The organism is Enterobacter sp. QK-SA4 (genome assembly GCF_056856775.1).
Genome location: NZ_JBXFXH010000007.1, coordinates 2,840,544 through 2,855,974 on the forward strand (window position 1 = coordinate 2,840,544; position 15,431 = coordinate 2,855,974).

The 15,431-nt window shown below is 56.1% G+C and carries 16 protein-coding genes; 4 read left to right on the top strand and 12 right to left on the bottom strand.

Going from position 1 to position 15,431, the window contains the following annotated elements:
* Nucleotides 1-57: 57 nt before the first annotated feature.
* The 5 genes from chbR to osmE form a co-directional block, all read right to left on the bottom strand.
* Nucleotides 58-900: a transcriptional regulator ChbR gene (gene chbR, locus AC1VYI_RS15215; protein ID WP_071789366.1), complete on the bottom strand. Its 843-nt coding sequence runs from the start codon at nucleotides 898-900 to the stop codon at nucleotides 58-60.
* 5 nt (nucleotides 901-905) lie between these two features.
* Nucleotides 906-1,253, bottom strand: coding sequence for a PTS N,N'-diacetylchitobiose transporter subunit IIA (gene chbA, locus AC1VYI_RS15220; RefSeq protein ID WP_023311284.1), 348 nt, complete (start codon nucleotides 1,251-1,253; stop codon nucleotides 906-908).
* 47 nt (nucleotides 1,254-1,300) lie between these two features.
* Nucleotides 1,301-2,659 (bottom strand): PTS N,N'-diacetylchitobiose transporter subunit IIC, encoded by a 1,359-nt coding sequence (chbC, locus tag AC1VYI_RS15225; RefSeq protein ID WP_134866502.1) that lies wholly within the window; start codon nucleotides 2,657-2,659, stop codon nucleotides 1,301-1,303.
* A 79-nt stretch (nucleotides 2,660-2,738) separates the two neighbouring features.
* The gene (gene chbB / locus AC1VYI_RS15230; RefSeq protein WP_008500676.1) at nucleotides 2,739-3,056 is read right to left on the bottom strand and encodes a PTS N,N'-diacetylchitobiose transporter subunit IIB; all 318 of its coding nucleotides are present in this window, start codon (nucleotides 3,054-3,056) and stop codon (nucleotides 2,739-2,741) included.
* Nucleotides 3,057-3,337: 281 nt separating this feature from the next.
* The gene (gene osmE / locus AC1VYI_RS15235) at nucleotides 3,338-3,682 is read right to left on the bottom strand and encodes an osmotically-inducible lipoprotein OsmE (RefSeq protein ID WP_010430142.1); all 345 of its coding nucleotides are present in this window, start codon (nucleotides 3,680-3,682) and stop codon (nucleotides 3,338-3,340) included.
* 232 nt (nucleotides 3,683-3,914) lie between these two features.
* Between osmE and nadE the strand changes: the two genes are divergently transcribed.
* Both nadE and cho read left to right on the top strand, forming a co-directional pair.
* Entirely contained in the window at nucleotides 3,915-4,742 is an 828-nt protein-coding gene (nadE, locus tag AC1VYI_RS15240) for an ammonia-dependent NAD(+) synthetase (RefSeq protein ID WP_023311282.1), read from the top strand.
* 166 nt (nucleotides 4,743-4,908) lie between these two features.
* The gene (gene cho / locus AC1VYI_RS15245) at nucleotides 4,909-5,799 is read left to right on the top strand and encodes an excinuclease Cho (RefSeq protein WP_171843727.1); all 891 of its coding nucleotides are present in this window, start codon (nucleotides 4,909-4,911) and stop codon (nucleotides 5,797-5,799) included.
* On the opposite strand, the gene ves is transcribed toward cho, so the two are convergent.
* The 7 genes from ves to astC all read right to left on the bottom strand — a co-directional run bounded on the left by ves (nucleotide 5,777) and on the right by astC (nucleotide 13,486).
* On the bottom strand, nucleotides 5,777-6,334 hold the full coding sequence (gene ves / locus AC1VYI_RS15250; RefSeq protein WP_045401506.1) for an environmental stress-induced protein Ves: 558 nt from the start codon (nucleotides 6,332-6,334) through the stop codon (nucleotides 5,777-5,779). The genes cho and ves overlap by 23 nt on opposite strands.
* A 297-nt stretch (nucleotides 6,335-6,631) precedes the next feature.
* Nucleotides 6,632-7,126 (bottom strand): ATP-independent periplasmic protein-refolding chaperone Spy, encoded by a 495-nt coding sequence (gene spy / locus AC1VYI_RS15255; RefSeq protein WP_023311279.1) that lies wholly within the window; start codon nucleotides 7,124-7,126, stop codon nucleotides 6,632-6,634.
* A 336-nt stretch (nucleotides 7,127-7,462) separates the two neighbouring features.
* Complete coding sequence (gene astE, locus AC1VYI_RS15260; protein ID WP_134866503.1) at nucleotides 7,463-8,428, bottom strand: succinylglutamate desuccinylase; 966 nt, start codon at nucleotides 8,426-8,428, stop codon at nucleotides 7,463-7,465.
* Between the two features lie 10 nt (nucleotides 8,429-8,438).
* A complete protein-coding gene (gene astB / locus AC1VYI_RS15265) occupies nucleotides 8,439-9,764 on the bottom strand; it encodes an N-succinylarginine dihydrolase (RefSeq protein WP_134866504.1) in 1,326 nt (441 codons plus the stop codon).
* Complete coding sequence (gene astD / locus AC1VYI_RS15270) at nucleotides 9,751-11,238, bottom strand: succinylglutamate-semialdehyde dehydrogenase (protein WP_047742133.1); 1,488 nt, start codon at nucleotides 11,236-11,238, stop codon at nucleotides 9,751-9,753. Before astD ends, astB begins: the two co-directional genes overlap by 14 nt.
* Nucleotides 11,235-12,269, bottom strand: coding sequence for an arginine N-succinyltransferase (astA, locus tag AC1VYI_RS15275; RefSeq protein WP_023311275.1), 1,035 nt, complete (start codon nucleotides 12,267-12,269; stop codon nucleotides 11,235-11,237). The genes astD and astA overlap by 4 nt, the downstream gene beginning before the upstream one ends.
* The gene (gene astC, locus AC1VYI_RS15280; protein ID WP_047742134.1) at nucleotides 12,266-13,486 is read right to left on the bottom strand and encodes a succinylornithine/acetylornithine transaminase; all 1,221 of its coding nucleotides are present in this window, start codon (nucleotides 13,484-13,486) and stop codon (nucleotides 12,266-12,268) included. The genes astA and astC overlap by 4 nt, the downstream gene beginning before the upstream one ends.
* Before the next feature lie 433 nt (nucleotides 13,487-13,919).
* Between astC and xthA the strand changes: the two genes are divergently transcribed.
* The gene (xthA, locus tag AC1VYI_RS15285) at nucleotides 13,920-14,726 is read left to right on the top strand and encodes an exodeoxyribonuclease III (protein ID WP_023311273.1); all 807 of its coding nucleotides are present in this window, start codon (nucleotides 13,920-13,922) and stop codon (nucleotides 14,724-14,726) included.
* Nucleotides 14,727-14,732: 6 nt separating this feature from the next.
* Nucleotides 14,733-15,416, top strand: a complete 684-nt coding sequence (locus AC1VYI_RS15290) for a TVP38/TMEM64 family protein (RefSeq protein ID WP_226483716.1) — start codon at nucleotides 14,733-14,735, stop codon at nucleotides 15,414-15,416.
* The last annotated feature ends 15 nt before the right edge of the window (nucleotides 15,417-15,431 follow it).

Sequence of the window (15,431 nt, forward strand, 5' to 3'; positions counted from 1 at the left end):
TCCCGCTATTTGGGCAAGCCATTAAAGCAATATTTGTGGCGGGTAATCCGCCGAAAGTTAATTAATTACCGTTAAATTCTTCCGGTAACTGTTCGGTGTGAATGAAGTCAATTTTTTAAAGGTCTTAATAAACAGGCTTGGACTACTGTATCCTGACTCGTAAGCAATATCGGTGACAGAGTAGTTGGTAATTTCCAGCTGTTTCTTTGCAAAATTAATGCGGATTTCATTAATAATTTGCACGGGTGTTTTACGATAATAGCGCTGCGTCGCGCGGGTCAGATATTCCTGGGATTTCCCCGACAGTGACACCATATTTTCCAGCGCATTTTCGCTGAACTGGCCTTTATCGTGCATCAGCTCAACGGTGCTGCGCAGCCACTGTGGAATATCATCCGTCACCTGCTGCTCCTCACGATGATGGCGCAGCCTGTTCATCACGTAGAAGGTCACCGTTTCAATAAACTCATCAAATTCATTGTCGCGGAAGTTAAGCGAGGCGATAACCGTTTCAATCCAGGTCATGAACTCGTTTTTGACCCGATAGACCTGGGATGCCACAAAGCAGAACGGCACCAGCGGCAGATAGTGCTTCTCAAAGAAGCGTCTGCTGACGCCCACGTTCAGAATACGGGTGGCACCAAATTCGTAAAAGCTCTGGTGATAAGACCCCATCGGCAGGAAGACAAAATCCCCTCGCTCAAGCAGGACGCGCTTACCGTTGATCTCCTGGTAGTAGCGGCCGGTCAGAACAATCGTGAACTCGTAGTAGTCATGCTGGTGCAGACCGCTGGCGCTCTCCGTCTTGTTGTAGATAACCACGTGAAAATTTTTGCCATTAAACAGCTGCTGTTCAAGTGCGGTTTTAATTTCCATCGTGCTGACCTCCTGCTGCGAAATCCGACTCAGTGCATTTTCTCGTGAAGCTCGATGAGCTCCGCCACCAGCTCACGCGCCAGCATCGAGGTCATCAGGTGATCCTGCGCGTGGACCAGCACCAGGCTGACCTTCATCTTCCCTTCGCCCTGATCGCCTTCAATCAGCTTTGTCTGCACCAGGTGCGCTTCGTTCAGCGCCGTGCGGGACTGGTCCATCATGGTTTTCGCCGCGGCGAAATCCCCCTGCTTGGCCTGCTTCAGTGCGGCATAGGCCAGGCTGCGGGCCTGTCCGGAGTTGATGATAAGCCCCATCACCACTTCTTCGAGATCGTTCTCGACGGCTTCGTCTGCGACAATACTATCCAAATCTAACATGTTTAAGCTCCTTGTGGCTGGCGCGGGCTTCCCCGCGCCGGTCAATCTTAGAATTTCAGTGAGAGGGCAATATCCTCTTCGCTCTCTTCTTCATCAATAATGGTGGCGGCTTTGTTGGCAATCGCCACGAACGGCATGTACAGCAGGGTGGCAATCCCGAGGTTGAATATCGCCAGCAGGAAGGCTGCGACGCTGCCGTTGGTGTTGAAGAAGGCGCCCAGGCCCGCCGGCATGGTCCACGGTGCAATGTTGGTGACCGGTGGAATGATGCCCATGTAATACGCCGTCAGGGTGATCGCGGCCAGCAGCGGCTGAATCAGAATGAACGGAATGAACATTACCGGGTTCATGATGATTGGCAGACCGAACAGAATCGGTTCGTTAATCTGGAAAATGCCTGATGGCAGCGCCAGCTTCGCGACCTGACGGTAGTCAGCACGACGAGAGACAATAAAGACCGCGATGATCAGACCCAAGGTCGCCCCGGTACCGCCCAGGAAGATATAGGAGTCAAGCATCGGCTTTGCCCACACATGGAAGGTTTTACCCGCTGCCAGCGCCGCGTCAACGGAGCCGTACTGCTGGTAAAGCGCAACGTTTTCCAGTGCCCAGGGGGTCATAATCCCGCTGTCCAGCGCGGCCAGTGCCAGTGAACCATGCACGCCAAAGAACCACAGCAGAGAAGTGAAAATCACATACGCCCAACCGACCACGCCACCCATCGACGCCAGCGGCGTAGAGATAGAGTCCATGATGATCTGGTGGAAGTTAGTGCCCCAGTGGGAGAGCGCCCAGGCGATAATCCCCATGATGGAGAGAATAATGAAGCCTGGAATCAACGCGGAAAATGAACGAGAAACGGAAGCCGGTACGCTATCCGGCAGGCGGATAACCCAGTTGCGACGGATAATAAAGGTGAACATTTCTGCCACCACCAGGCCGATAACAATACTGGAGATGATGTTGGCCCCGCCCAGCCAGTTGGCGCCAACGGCATAGGCTTCACCCACGCTGTAAGGCGTTACGGTCATAAAGGCGGCGACGGATAATAACCCGGCAGCCAGCGGATCCACTTTACGCTCTTCTGCCAGTGCCATCCCAATAAAGAAAGGCGCCATCAGCGACATAATCCCTAACGTACCGTTATAGACGTTGCCGCCAATGGCTTTAAAACCATTAAGGGTTTCAATAGTGGATGCGTCTAACCGAATTCCTAATGAATAAAAGAAGGAACCTTCACCAAAGCTCAGAAAAACGTTGTTAATTAAAACGAACATGGCCCCAGCCAACGTTAACGGCATTAATTTAATAAAGCCGTTTTTGATGGCATTAACGTGAGGCTGCTTTCCTATTTTAACAGCAAAAGGAAGGAGTACCTTTTCAAGTGAAGCGATGACTTTACTCATAGGAAAATACCCTTAAATGCCGTAACACATGTTACGGCGTATTGTGTGTGAAATAACTCTTTGACGGGAAAAATAAAAATTAATTAGCAGCTTTTTTAATGGCTGCCACAGCAGCTTTAAGAACACCTAAACCATCAATTTTGCCGTACAGCCCCGAATCGATCACTTCGACCGGTTTATTGGGTAACAGTCGTTGAATTTCGGGCAACATATAGGCAATTTGCGGCCCCAGTAAAACAACATCGGCTGTCTGGCCTTTTTCGCCCGCCAGCGTCTCTGGAAACGCTTCAATCACCACAGGGACTTCGTACTTTTCAGCCTGCGCACGCATCTTTGACACCAGAAGCGACGTTGACATGCCCGCTGAGCAGAACAGGTAGATATGTTTCTTTTCCATCGTGATTTCCCTCTTATATAACTACCTGCCATCGCGCTATCACTCGACTCGCTGTCCCGGCAGACAGGTAGCTTGCGTACTGTTGTTTATCGTTGGAGTGAGTATACGCAATGGTACAGACAGGGGATAATTCTGGATAGACTCAAATTGTCTCTCATTGACCTGGCTTGTTGACTCCCTTCACATTTCGGGCAAATAATTCGCGCAAAGAAATAAGATTTTCTGATGCATAAAAAAACCGGCCCATGGGCCGGTTTGTTAACATCCTCAGGCAAGGAGGGTTACTGCGCCTTAGGCGCCTGCGGATCGGTGTCGTATTCAGCACAGGTCTGATAGCCGGAGTTGATCACATGACCGGTATCATCCAGGGCGACGAAGTAGGTTTCTGCCTTACCATCACGTTGACCCAGGATATAGGTCTGGCAGGTCCCTTTCGCATGAATCATGGTCACTTCAGAAGAAGGTTTACCGGCAATCGCAGCTACCTGCGAACGGGTCATGCCTTTTTTAACGTCTTTTACTACGGGCTGCGTAAACTGATCCTTGGTGCGATCGTAAGCCGTACACCCTGCCAGCATAGTCAGTACCGCCGCTGCGCTAAGAATTCCTGCTACGTTCTTGTTCATATTCCGTCCTCTTGTTTATCAGCGTGTTATCTAAGCATGGGATAAAAAGTACTATTGTTCAACTTTGTGGATTACGCCAGACGAATTTCGGAAAATTCTAATAAAACAACGATAACCTGCTAAATCGGCGCAAATTAGCGCACTCGAAACTGTGATCCTTGTCGTTTCTCGCCCAAAGGGTTAGTTTTAACAGCTAACACATTCTGTTTATGTACTGCATATGGAGGGCGTGATGGCTCTGCAACAAGAGATTATTCAGGCACTGGGCGCGAAGCCTACGGTAGATGCACATGAAGAGATCCGCCGCAGCGTGGATTTTTTAAAATCGTACTTAAAAAAGAACGCGTTCCTGAAATCCCTGGTGCTGGGCATCAGCGGCGGCCAGGACTCTACCCTGACCGGTAAACTCTGCCAGATGGCGATTTCAGAGCTTCGCGAAGAGACGGGCGATGAGAAACTGCAGTTTATCGCGGTGCGTCTTCCTTATGGCGTACAGGCGGACGAGCAGGATTGCCAGGATGCCATTGCCTTCATTCAGCCTGACCGCGTGCTGACCGTTAATATTAAGGGCTCGGTGCTGGCAAGCGAGCAGGCGCTTCGCGAAGCGGGCATTGAGCTGAGCGATTTTGTTCGCGGCAACGAGAAAGCCCGCGAGCGCATGAAAGCGCAGTACAGCATCGCCGGGATGACCAAAGGCGTTGTCGTCGGCACCGACCACGCGGCAGAAGCGATCACCGGTTTCTTCACCAAATACGGCGACGGCGGCACCGATATTAACCCTATCTTCCGTCTTAACAAGCGTCAGGGTAAGCAGCTGCTGGCCGCGCTGGGCTGTCCTGAGCATCTGTATAAGAAAGCGCCGACAGCGGACCTTGAAGACGATCGCCCTTCCCTGCCGGATGAAGCGGCCCTTGGCGTCACCTATGACAACATTGATGATTATCTGGAAGGCAAAAAGCTGGATGAAGGTACCGCGAAAATCATCGAAGGCTGGTATCTGAAAACCGAGCACAAGCGCCATACGCCAATTACGGTGTTTGACGACTTCTGGAAAAAATAAAGCAAAGCGGTAACCAGGTTACCGCTTTTAATGTTTGCGCCCTCTCCCGTGGGAGAGGGTTGGGGTGAGGGCATCAGGCCGCACGTCCTGGCCGAGTAAGGCGTAGCCGCCACCCGGCTCTTTTTTAACCACCACACTCCTGCTACACTGTATGCCTGAACAGTATATGGAGCAGTATGTGAGCAGGCGTCAATCCGCCCCGCGTCTTGAGTTTGAAGCGGCGGCTATCTACGAATATCCCGAACACCTTCGCCCCTGGCTTGAGGCGCTGCCTAAACAGCCGGGCGTGTACATCTTTCACGGTGAAAGCGACACCCTGCCGCTCTATATCGGCAAGAGCGTTAACATTCGCAGCCGGGTGTTATCCCATCTGCGTACGCCGGACGAGGCCGCCATGCTGCGCCAGTCGCGACGCATTACCTGGTTCCAGACGGCGGGAGAAATGGGCGCGCTGCTGCTGGAGGCGCGGTTGATCAAAGAACAACAGCCGCTGTTCAATAAGCGCCTGCGCCGCAACCGTCAGCTCTGCTCGCTGCAGATAAACGATGGCAAGCCGCAGGTCGTCTACGCGCGCGACGTCGATTTTTCTCATGCCCCGAATCTCTATGGGCTTTTTGCCAATAAACGCGCCGCGCTCCAGGCGCTGCAGACGCTGGCGGACGATTTACAGCTTTGCTACAGCCTTTTAGGTCTGGAGGCAACTACCCGCGGACGCGCCTGTTTTCGATCCGCGCTGAAGCGCTGCGCCGGTGCCTGCTGCGGGAAAGAGAGCGTTGAGGCGCATCACGCCCGGCTTCTCACCGGTCTGGCGGCCATCAGCGTAAACTGCTGGCCCTGGGAAAGCGCCGTTGCGCTAAAAGAAGTGGGCGAGGCCATGACCCAGTATCACATCGTCAATAACTGGCTCTGGCTGGGCGCTGTCGACGACCTCAACGACGCGGCAACCCTGCTGCGCACGCCCGCCGGATTTGACCACGATGGCTACAAAATTCTCTGTAAACCGGTCCTGGCAGGAAAGTTTGAGATCATTGTGCTCAATGACCCGGCAGCCACGTGATTTCGCTGAACAATAAGGTACCCTGAGCCTCCAGCAGACGCAGCGTATGGGTACCCTCCTCCCAGCTGGCACCCTGATCGGCCGTCAGCAATTTATCGCCCAGCTGCCACGCCCCGCTTAGCACGAACACCACGCCCCCGCGTGAGCCAAAGGTGGTAAAGGTTCGGTCAGCAACGCGCACCTTCGCCCGGCAGCAGTCGCGCCGGGTCATGATATTAAAGTCCATCGCCATCCGCCCATCTGAAAGCAGCGCTTTCACCGGCAAATCGCCGGCAAAACTGTAGGGCTGATGATGCTTGAGGGTATGGGAGAACGCCTGACCCGCGTCCAGCGTCACCTCTCCCCCTTCCAGCAAGGTAATCACCCGGTCAACACCGGGAAACGAGGAGAATTCGCCGTTGCTGGCAATCGTCGCGATACTGGCGCGCCACTGAAAATCGCGCGTCGCGGGAGGGAAGCAGCAAATCTCACGCGTTTCGCCAGCACCATTGCGCCAGAGGCTGACCGGCATCTTACGGATATCAAAGAACTCCATCACCACTCCTGAATGGCACAACCCGTGCCAGGGCAAGGATATCGCTATCGTTGCTGTCTTGTTTGTTATCGTTGGGTATTCACAGAAACAGTATCGGCAGCAGAGCGGGCAGGCCTTAGCGGAACGTTAATAAAAATTCTAACGCCATGACTCTGCAAACATTCTCTGAAGCGACTACAGGAGGATACCGCGCTGGCGGCGGCAGGCAAGAGGGCAGGAAAGAAAAACCGCCGGTCCTGTCCACAGCGGTTGCGCTTTTGTGGACAGGATCCCGGCGGTCTTAAGAGTGTGAACCGATTATTCGGTTGGTGCTGGCATTTTACCTTCCATCGCCGGACGTTCTGTCAGACGCTTCTCAAAATTCGCATTAAATTGTTTTTTCTGTTCCGGGGTCAGAATGTTGTAGATCTTGTTCTGGGTTTCCATGTGAGCCAGCATGCGGGCTTTGTGCTGCTCGGCCATTTTGTCGATCTGCGCTTCGGCTTTCGCCTTATCGAAGCTGTCGCTGGCGATGATGTCATGCATCGCACGGCGCTCTTCAAGCGGAGGACGTTTCATCTGGTCGCGTTCACCTTTTCTGATGTCGCGGATCTGCTGCTTCTGCGCATCCGTCAGGTTGAGATCCTTAAACATCATCATCTCGTTGTGCATACCCGGACCTTTATGATGCATCATCATTTTGCCTTCAGCAGGCGCGGCAGTCGTAGTGGTCGCAGTATCTGCGGCGAACGCCATGCTGGTAGCGCCCAGAGCCAGGGTAGAAGCAACAAACAGTGCAGTAAACTTACGCATAATTTATTTCCTTTCTTTCAGTTATTCTTCGGCGCTATGCCGTGTTGACGAGATTAACTTTACGGGGTTTATCGTCAATTAGTCAGAGCAACGGTAAAACAATGAAAATGTAAAAAACAAATTTTCGCCAAATGTGGAGGAAATAAGGATAAAGCGTGGAGAGTTGCAACAAAAAATATTCAATTCAATGATTTTAAAGAGATTTAGCAAAAGTATAGCGAAGTGCAGATCAATAATAAAGCAATTCACCAGGAATATTCTGCAAAATAATCGCAAGCGCTTTAATCGTTAAGAAAAGTTTTTTACCCCCCTCCCGGATGATGAGAGGGGAAAGGTTCAGGATATTTTTTCCAGCATCAGCCCGGCCCGCAGGCCAAACGCGACGGTGGGGTTAGGGAACAAGACATACTCGGTGGTGTTCTGCACCTCGTAACGTTCCTCGCCATCCTCAGCCAGCAGCGCCCCTTTGCGGAACGGGGTGAAGTTCAGGGTGTGCGCGGCCATGTGGAGCTGGAAAGCATCGCTGCGGCGCGTGATCTGCTGCACGACCCGATACCGCTCAACGGGCTGATGCGCGTGCTCGGGAGCCGTTCCTCCCAGCAGCGCCCGAAGGGCGAGATGCGTAGGCGCAAAGCGGGTCAGATCGTTCTGGCCGAACGGTAGCGCTTTTCCCAGCTCCAGCGTGCAGGCCAGCGCAGCGAAACGTTCACAGGTGAAATGGGTAAAGGTTCCGCCCGGCGACTGATGAAATACCAGCGCCTCCAGCCCGGCGTCACCTAGCCAGCTCAGGAACGCTTCATCCCACGGCTGACTGCGCTGCGGCAGAACGCCGAAGCGAACGTGGTAAGACGCGCGGATTGCCGTATGCAGATCCAGATGCCAGCGCCCCGGCCCCGCGACGGCAAAAAACGCGGTCACGACGTTCTCCAGCCACTCTGCCCGCGCCGTTTCATCGCTCTGCGGAAACTGCGACCAGCGGCCGCCGAACATGCGGTTAATGTCGCTCACCAGATACCGTTTGTTTTGCGCCAGCGCAGGGGGATTGCCGAGCACCACCAGCACGCGGCACTTTAGTTCGATCTCATTGCGATACAGCGCACGCAGCAGCAGATCAACAATCTCAACGGGCGCGGTTTCATTCCCGTGGATACCCGTTGAAAGCAGCAGCGAGAGATCGCTTTTTACGGTCGGCGTCAGCTCAAGCACCCCGCGCCCCAGCCACCGCCAGCGAAATGAGGGGCCGTCCCCCTCTTTCTGTTCCGGCGTCTCATCGGCCAGGGTCAGCGCCAGTAAATTTTCCATATCCACTCCTTTAGCGCTGGAACGGGTAAACCGATCCCAGCTGCAGGATTGTCGATAACGCGTCCAGCGCCTCGCGTCCTTCACGCAGAAGCTGCGGGTCAACCAGATCCGCCTGCGTCAGACGATCGCGATAGTAGCGATCGACCCAGTCATTCAGCCGCGTAAAGAGCGTATCGTTCATCATGACCGCGGGGTTCACCGCCTGCATTTCGTCCTGAGTCAAGACCACGCGCAGACGTAAACAGGCTGGCCCACCGCCGTTGGCCATGCTTTCGCGCAGGTCAAACACGCGCAGTTCGTCAATCGGGTTATCGGCCTTCACCAGCTCCGTCAGGTAGCGCCACACGCCTTTGTGATCCCGTGATTCCTGCGGCAGGACCAGCATCATGCTGCCATCGTCACGGCTCAGCAGCTGGCTGTTGAACAGATAGGTTTCTACCGCGTCCTGCACGCTCACCGCCTCCGTTGGCACCTGGATTGGCGTGAAGCCGCGCACGCGCTCATGCAGCGTGGCGAGCAGCTTCTCCTGATGGGCAAACGCCTGCTCGTGGCAGAACAGCACCTGGCGGTTAGAAACGGCAATCACGTCGTTATGGAACACGCCCTGGTCAATCACATGCGGGTTTTGCTGGGCAATAACCACCTGGGAAGGATTGACCTGGTTCAGGCGAGCAACCGCCTGGCTGGCTGCCAGCGTCTGACGAGCAGGATAACGGGTTGGCGCGGCGTGGCCCCCCTCTTCTCGCCCGTAGATAAACAGCTGCAGGCCCGGGTCGCCATAGTCGCCTCCCAGGCGGTTATGGTTGGCCGCGCCTTCGTCGCCAAACATCGCCACCTGCGGCAGAGCCTGATGCACCTCAAAATGGGCGTCATGGTTGAAAATGGCGCGCAGCACGCGCTCGGTGGTTTCCGCTTCTGTGGCGCGGTGGAATTTATTGTTCAGGTTCGCCACCGTCAGATGAACTTTGCCATCCAGCGTGTCGGCTGACGGCGCGACGGTCGCGGCGTTTGCCACCCACATAGAGGAGGCGGAGCTTGCCGCGGAGAGCAGGTGCGGCGTCTGCGTACCCGCTTTTTCGACGACCTGCTCATCGGTACCGCTAAAGCCGAGCTGACGTAGGACAGCCACGTTCGGGCGTTCCTGCGGCGGGATCACCGCCTGCGGGAAACCGGCATCCGCCAGCGCCTTCATCTTCAGCAGCCCCTGCTTCGCCGCCAGCTTCGGGTTCGACACCTGAAAGCGGTGCTTCGTCGAGGCTTCATTACCAAAAGAGAGACCGGCATAGTGGTGCGTCAGCCCCACCAGCCCGTCAAAGTTAACCTCACGCGCTTTCATGACGATCCCCTCCGGTAAAATCCAGCCCCGGATTAAGCGTCTCCGGCAGCGTCAGCGCCGGGGTTTCCAGGCTCGCCATCGGCCACGCGCAGTAATCGGCGGCATACCACGCGCTGGCGCGATGGTTGCCCGACGCGCCCACACCACCGAACGGCGCGGTGCTCGCGGCCCCGGTCAGCGGTTTATTCCAGTTCACAATCCCGGCGCGCGCTTCCAGCAGCAGTTGTTCAAACTTCTCGCGATGCGGCGAAATCAGCCCGCTCGACAGGCCATAGCGGGTGTTGTTCGCCATCGCAATGGCCGCATCGAAATCGTCGTAACGCCAGACGCACAGCAGCGGGCCAAAGACCTCTTCATCCGGCACGTTGCTCGCGCCGCTCATCTCTACAATGCCCGGCGTCAGCAGCGAAGCACCCTGCTGAACCTGCTTCGGCTCCAGCAGCGTTTTCGCGCCGCGCGCGACGTGGTCCTGCCAGGCCTTAAGCACGTTCAGCGCGGCCTGTTCGGAAATCAGCCCGCCGATAAACGGCTGCGGGTCGGCATCCCATGCGGCAGGCACCAGACGCGCGCTCACTTCAACCAGACGCTTCAGGAAGGCATCCCCCTGTGCGCCCCGTTTCACAAGCAGGCGGCGGGAGCAGGTACAGCGCTGTCCGGCGGTAATAAAGGCGGACTGAATCGTCAGGTGCACCGCGGCGTCGATATCATCAGGGTCTTCCACAATCAGCGGGTTGTTGCCGCCCATCTCCAGCGCCAGGATTTTCTCCGGCTGCCCTGCCAGCTGGCGGTGCAGCTGATAGCCCGTACCGGCGCTGCCGGTAAACAGCAGACCGTCGATATCGCTCAGCGCGCTCAGCGCCTGACCGGTTTCCCGCCCGCCCTGCACCAGGTTCAGCACGCCCGGCGGCAGGCCGGCCTGTTCCCAGAGTTTGACCACCGCCTCGCCGGTGAGTGGCGTGAGCTCGCTCGGTTTGAAGATGACGGTATTGCCCGCCAGCAGCGCAGGCACAATATGGCCATTCGGCAGGTGTCCCGGGAAGTTATACGGGCCAAACACCGCCAGCACGCCGTGCGGACGGTGGCGCAGCGTGGCCGCGCCGTCCGGCATCTCGGTATGCTGTTCGCCGGTGCGGGTGTGGTACGCCTTCACCGAAATGGCGATTTTGTTGATCATCGCCGTCACTTCGGTTGTCGCTTCCCAGCGAGGTTTACTGGTTTCAGACGCGATGATGCGCGTCAGTTCGGCCTTGTTTGCCTCCAGCAGCCCGGCAAACTTTTCAACAATTTCCTGGCGCACGGCGAAAGGCTGTTTTGCCCACGCCGGAAAGGCGCGGCGCGCGGCCTGGCAGGCTTGTTCTACCTGCGCGGCGCTGGCGTCATGCCCCTTCCAGAGCACCTCTTTTCCAACCGGATTGGTCTTTACGCGCTCTTCGCCTTCGCCCGTGACCCAGTCACCGTTAATCCATAATGTCATGCTGTTTTCTCCTCAGGGCAGAGACGCACCAGGCGAACCGTATCGCCGGCGTTACATTTCAGGGCATCCAGTTCTGCAGCCGTCAGCACCAGACGTTCACATTTCGGGTTGGTACGCACCAGCATGGCGCGGAAATTGGCGTAATTTTCGTTCGATACCAGACAGGCGGGCCAGTCACCCGGCGCGGGCTGACCTTCAGAGACCTCAACCAGACGGCTTTTACGGATCGCGCGCACGCGATCGATATCGCACTCAAGCGTTGGGCCGCCGTCAAAGATGTCGACATAGTTCCGGTAGCGGAACCCCTCTTTCTCCAGCACCGCGCGGGCAGGCGCGGTCTGCGGATGGACTTCGCCAATCACCGCCTGCGCTTCCGGGCTGAGGAAATGGGTATAGATAGGATGCTTCGGCATCAGTTCGGCGATAAAGGCTTTCTGGCCGGTGCCGCAGAGATAGTCCGCCCGGCTGAACTCCATCGAGAAGAAGCGCTCGCCCAGGCTCTCCCAGAACGGCGAGTAGCCGGTGTCGTCGATCACGCCGCGCATCTCCGCGACCACTTTTTCGTTAAAGCGATCGCGGAAGGCGGCCATAAACATAAAGCGCGATTTGGAGAGCAGATAGCCGTTGCCCTCTTTGCGCCACGCCGGGTCGAGGAACAGCGTGCATAGCTCGCTGGCGCCCGTGTGGTCATTGCAGAGAAACAGCGTGGGCAGCGCGTTATAAACGTTCAGCTCTTTCGAGGCGTGAACCATGGTGCCGACGCGATAGTTGTACCACGGGTCGTTAAGCCCGACGGCCACTTCAATGGCGCAGATCCCGGCCACGGTCCCCGTGTCGGTGTCTTCCAGCACGAACACATACCCCTGTTCGCTTTTTGGCAACGTCCCCTGCCAGGTTTGCAGGGCGCGCTCAATGCGCGCCGACAGCGTTTTTTCATCGGCAGGAAGCGAGGTCAGCCCGCCTCCCGTCTTACCGGCAAGCTGCATGAGCCCGGCGAGATCGCCTCGCTCAACGGGACGGATGACCATCATGATGACACCCCGGATTTCACTTTTTCACACGCCAGCGCAAAACGGTCCAGACCGGTTTGCACCTCTTCCTCGCTGACGATCAGCGCGGGCGCAAAACGCACCACGTTGGCACCGGCAATCAGCACCATCACGCCCACTTTTGCCGCTTCCTGTGAAATAAGTTTAGCTTTTCCGGCAAACTCGGCGGTGAGCTCGCAGCCGATTAACAGCCCCAGACCGCGAATTTCTTTAAACAGCCCCGTTTTGCTGTTGATGGCGTTCAGACGTTCAACAAACCAGTCATGACGCTGCTTAACGCCTTTCAGCACCTCAGGCGTGTTAATGATGTCGAGAACCTGCCCGGCGACGGCGGTGGCCAGCGGGTTGCCGCCGTAGGTGGTGCCGTGGGTGCCGACGGTCATTACGCTGGCGAATTTATCGGTGGTCAGCGTCGCGCCAATCGGGAAGCCGCCGCCCAGCGCTTTGGCGGTCGAAAGCACGTCCGGCGTCACGCCGTAGTGCATATAGGCATACAGCTCGCCGGTGCGGCCCACGCCGGTCTGGACTTCGTCGAAAATCAGGACCGCGTTGTGGCGATCGCACAGCTCGCGCAGCCCCTGCAGGAAGGCTTTTTGCGCCGGAAGCACACCGCCCTCGCCCTGCATCGGCTCGACGATCACCGCGCAGGTGGTGTCGTTAATCAGCTCGCTGGCGGACTGCAGATCGTTATAGATACCGTGGCGAATATCCGGCGGCAGCGGGGCAAAATCCTGCGAGTAGGAAGGCTGGCCGCCCGCGCTGACGGTAAACAGCGTGCGCCCGTGGAAGGCATTTTTAAACGCCACGATGCCGCTCTTGTGGGTACCAAATTTATCGTGCGCATATTTGCGCGCCAGCTTCAGCGCCGCTTCGTTGGCTTCCGCCCCCGAGTTACAGAAAAAGACCTTTTCGGCAAACGTCGCGTCGATCAGTTTTTTGGCCAGGCGCAGCGCGGGCTCGTTAGTAAAGCCGTTGCCGGTATGCCAGAACTTCGCCGCCTGGTCATTCAGCGCCTGACGCAGCGCAGGGTGCGCATGCCCCAGCGCGTTGACCGCAATCCCACCTGCAAAGTCGATATACTCTTTACCCTGCTGATCCCACAGGCGCGAGCCTTCCCCACGAACCGGAATAAAAGCCGCCGGAGCGTAAACCGGCATCATCCATTCATCGAAATTTTCACGCGTAATTGACAGAGACATAGCGACCTCATCCGGTAAATAAAAAGTTATTTGAATGTTAAATAATTGAGTGTTTGCACTGTGAATGTAGATTGCAGCCTTCGTGCCAGCCAGCGATAAAATTGCATAAAAGGGTTGAGGTAACACAATATCAATAAGTTACAATATGGAGTTATTCACTGTTAGTGCATAAAAAGTGAATATTTTTACGACAAGCGGCGCTTTGCCGCATGAAAATCAGAAAGAGTATGCACAGGCCAAATATAATTCTGGAATTGTGATCGCTCGCGAAATTTATCGGTCATTTACGCCCTGTTTGAGGGCGATGCGCGTCAGAATGGTGCAAATATTGCACCACCGGCATTATCTGTCGCAGTTATTGGCCGAACCCGGTAACAGTTGACGCAAATTCTGCTACCATCCATGCACTATTCACCTTGCACTGGCAGCGACTATGAAATTTGTCTCTTTTAATATCAACGGCCTGCGCGCCCGCCCTCATCAGCTTGAAGCTATCGTTGAACAACATCAGCCAGATGTGATCGGTCTGCAGGAGACCAAGGTTCACGACGACATGTTCCCCCTCGAAGAGGTGGCTAAGCTCGGCTACAACGTCTTCTATCATGGGCAGAAAGGCCATTACGGCGTTGCGCTGTTGACCAAAGAGACGCCAGTTTCAGTCCGCCGCGGGTTTCCCGGCGATGACGAAGAAGCACAGCGCCGCATCATCATGGCGGAACTGCCTTCCCCGCTGGGTAACATCACAGTGATTAATGGTTACTTTCCCCAGGGCGAGAGCCGCGACCATCCGACCAAATTCCCGGCCAAAGCCAAGTTTTATCAGGATCTGCAGAACTACCTGACCACCGAACTGAACAAAGATAATCCGGTGCTGATCATGGGTGATGTGAATATCAGCCCGACCGATCTGGATATTGGCATCGGTGAAGACAGCCGCAAACGCTGGCTGCGTACCGGCAAATGCTCCTTCCTGCCGGAAGAGCGCGAGTGGATGCAGCGCCTGCTGGACTGGGGGCTGGTGGATACCTTCCGTACCGCCAACCCGGACACGCAGGATCGCTTCTCGTGGTTTGACTACCGCTCAAAAGGCTTTGACGACAACCGCGGCCTGCGTATCGACCTGCTGCTCGCCAGTTCGCCGCTGGCAGAGCGCTGCATCGAAACCGGGATCGACTACGAGATCCGCAGCATGGAAAAACCGTCTGACCACGCGCCGGTATGGGCTAAATTCAAGCTGTAATGACGCGTGAACATTCGAAAACTCGCTTTCCTGTGCGCCCTTCTGGGCGCATTTATTCTGACGTTTGTCATACTTCCCCCAGGCACACTCTCCCTGGACGGGATTAAAACCCACCAGCAGGCACTCATCTCCCATGGTGACCACGCGCCGCTGCGAAGCGCGCTGATCTTTTTTGCCCTCTACGTGGCGGTCTCCGCCCTGTCGATCCCCGGTGCGGCTATCCTCACCCTGCTGGGCGGAGCGTTATTTCCCCTGTGGGAAGGCACCCTTCTGGTCTCGTTTGCCTCCACGCTCGGGGCGACGCTTGCGATGATCGCCAGCCGTTATCTGCTGCGCGAATGGGTCCAGCGGCGGTTTGCTCAGCAGATGAAAACGGTGAACGCCGGTATGGCGCATGACGGCGCGGGCTATCTTTTTGCCCTGCGCCTGATGCCGCTGTTCCCGTTTTTCCTGGTGAATTTGCTGATGGGGCTGACCCGCATTGGCGTATATCGCTACTGGTGGGTCAGCCAGGTCGCCATGCTGCCCGCGACGGTGGTCTTTCTGAACGCCGGACGCGAGCTGGGGAAAGTGGCGTCGCTGCGCGATATTTTGTCGCCGGGCATGCTAATCGCCTTTACACTACTGGGGTTATTGCCGCTGGCGACACGCCGGCTGTTTTCCCGTTATCTTCCGTCTGTTAAAAAGTGAGGCATTATGCGCCGT

Coding starts and splice junctions, on each gene's coding strand:
- chbB (WP_008500676.1), bottom strand. CDS start 3,056: ATGGAAAAGAAACATATCTACCTGTTCTGCTCAGCGGGCATGTCAACG.
- astB (WP_134866504.1), bottom strand. CDS start 9,764: ATGAAAGCGCGTGAGGTTAACTTTGACGGGCTGGTGGGGCTGACGCAC.
- spy (WP_023311279.1), bottom strand. CDS start 7,126: ATGCGTAAGTTTACTGCACTGTTTGTTGCTTCTACCCTGGCTCTGGGC.
- xthA (WP_023311273.1), top strand. CDS start 13,920: ATGAAATTTGTCTCTTTTAATATCAACGGCCTGCGCGCCCGCCCTCAT.
- astD (WP_047742133.1), bottom strand. CDS start 11,238: ATGACATTATGGATTAACGGTGACTGGGTCACGGGCGAAGGCGAAGAG.
- nadE (WP_023311282.1), top strand. CDS start 3,915: ATGGCTCTGCAACAAGAGATTATTCAGGCACTGGGCGCGAAGCCTACG.
- chbC (WP_134866502.1), bottom strand. CDS start 2,659: ATGAGTAAAGTCATCGCTTCACTTGAAAAGGTACTCCTTCCTTTTGCT.
- astC (WP_047742134.1), bottom strand. CDS start 13,486: ATGTCTCTGTCAATTACGCGTGAAAATTTCGATGAATGGATGATGCCG.
- chbA (WP_023311284.1), bottom strand. CDS start 1,253: ATGTTAGATTTGGATAGTATTGTCGCAGACGAAGCCGTCGAGAACGAT.
- astA (WP_023311275.1), bottom strand. CDS start 12,269: ATGATGGTCATCCGTCCCGTTGAGCGAGGCGATCTCGCCGGGCTCATG.
- ves (WP_045401506.1), bottom strand. CDS start 6,334: ATGGAGTTCTTTGATATCCGTAAGATGCCGGTCAGCCTCTGGCGCAAT.
- cho (WP_171843727.1), top strand. CDS start 4,909: ATGGAGCAGTATGTGAGCAGGCGTCAATCCGCCCCGCGTCTTGAGTTT.
- astE (WP_134866503.1), bottom strand. CDS start 8,428: ATGGAAAATTTACTGGCGCTGACCCTGGCCGATGAGACGCCGGAACAG.
- osmE (WP_010430142.1), bottom strand. CDS start 3,682: ATGAACAAGAACGTAGCAGGAATTCTTAGCGCAGCGGCGGTACTGACT.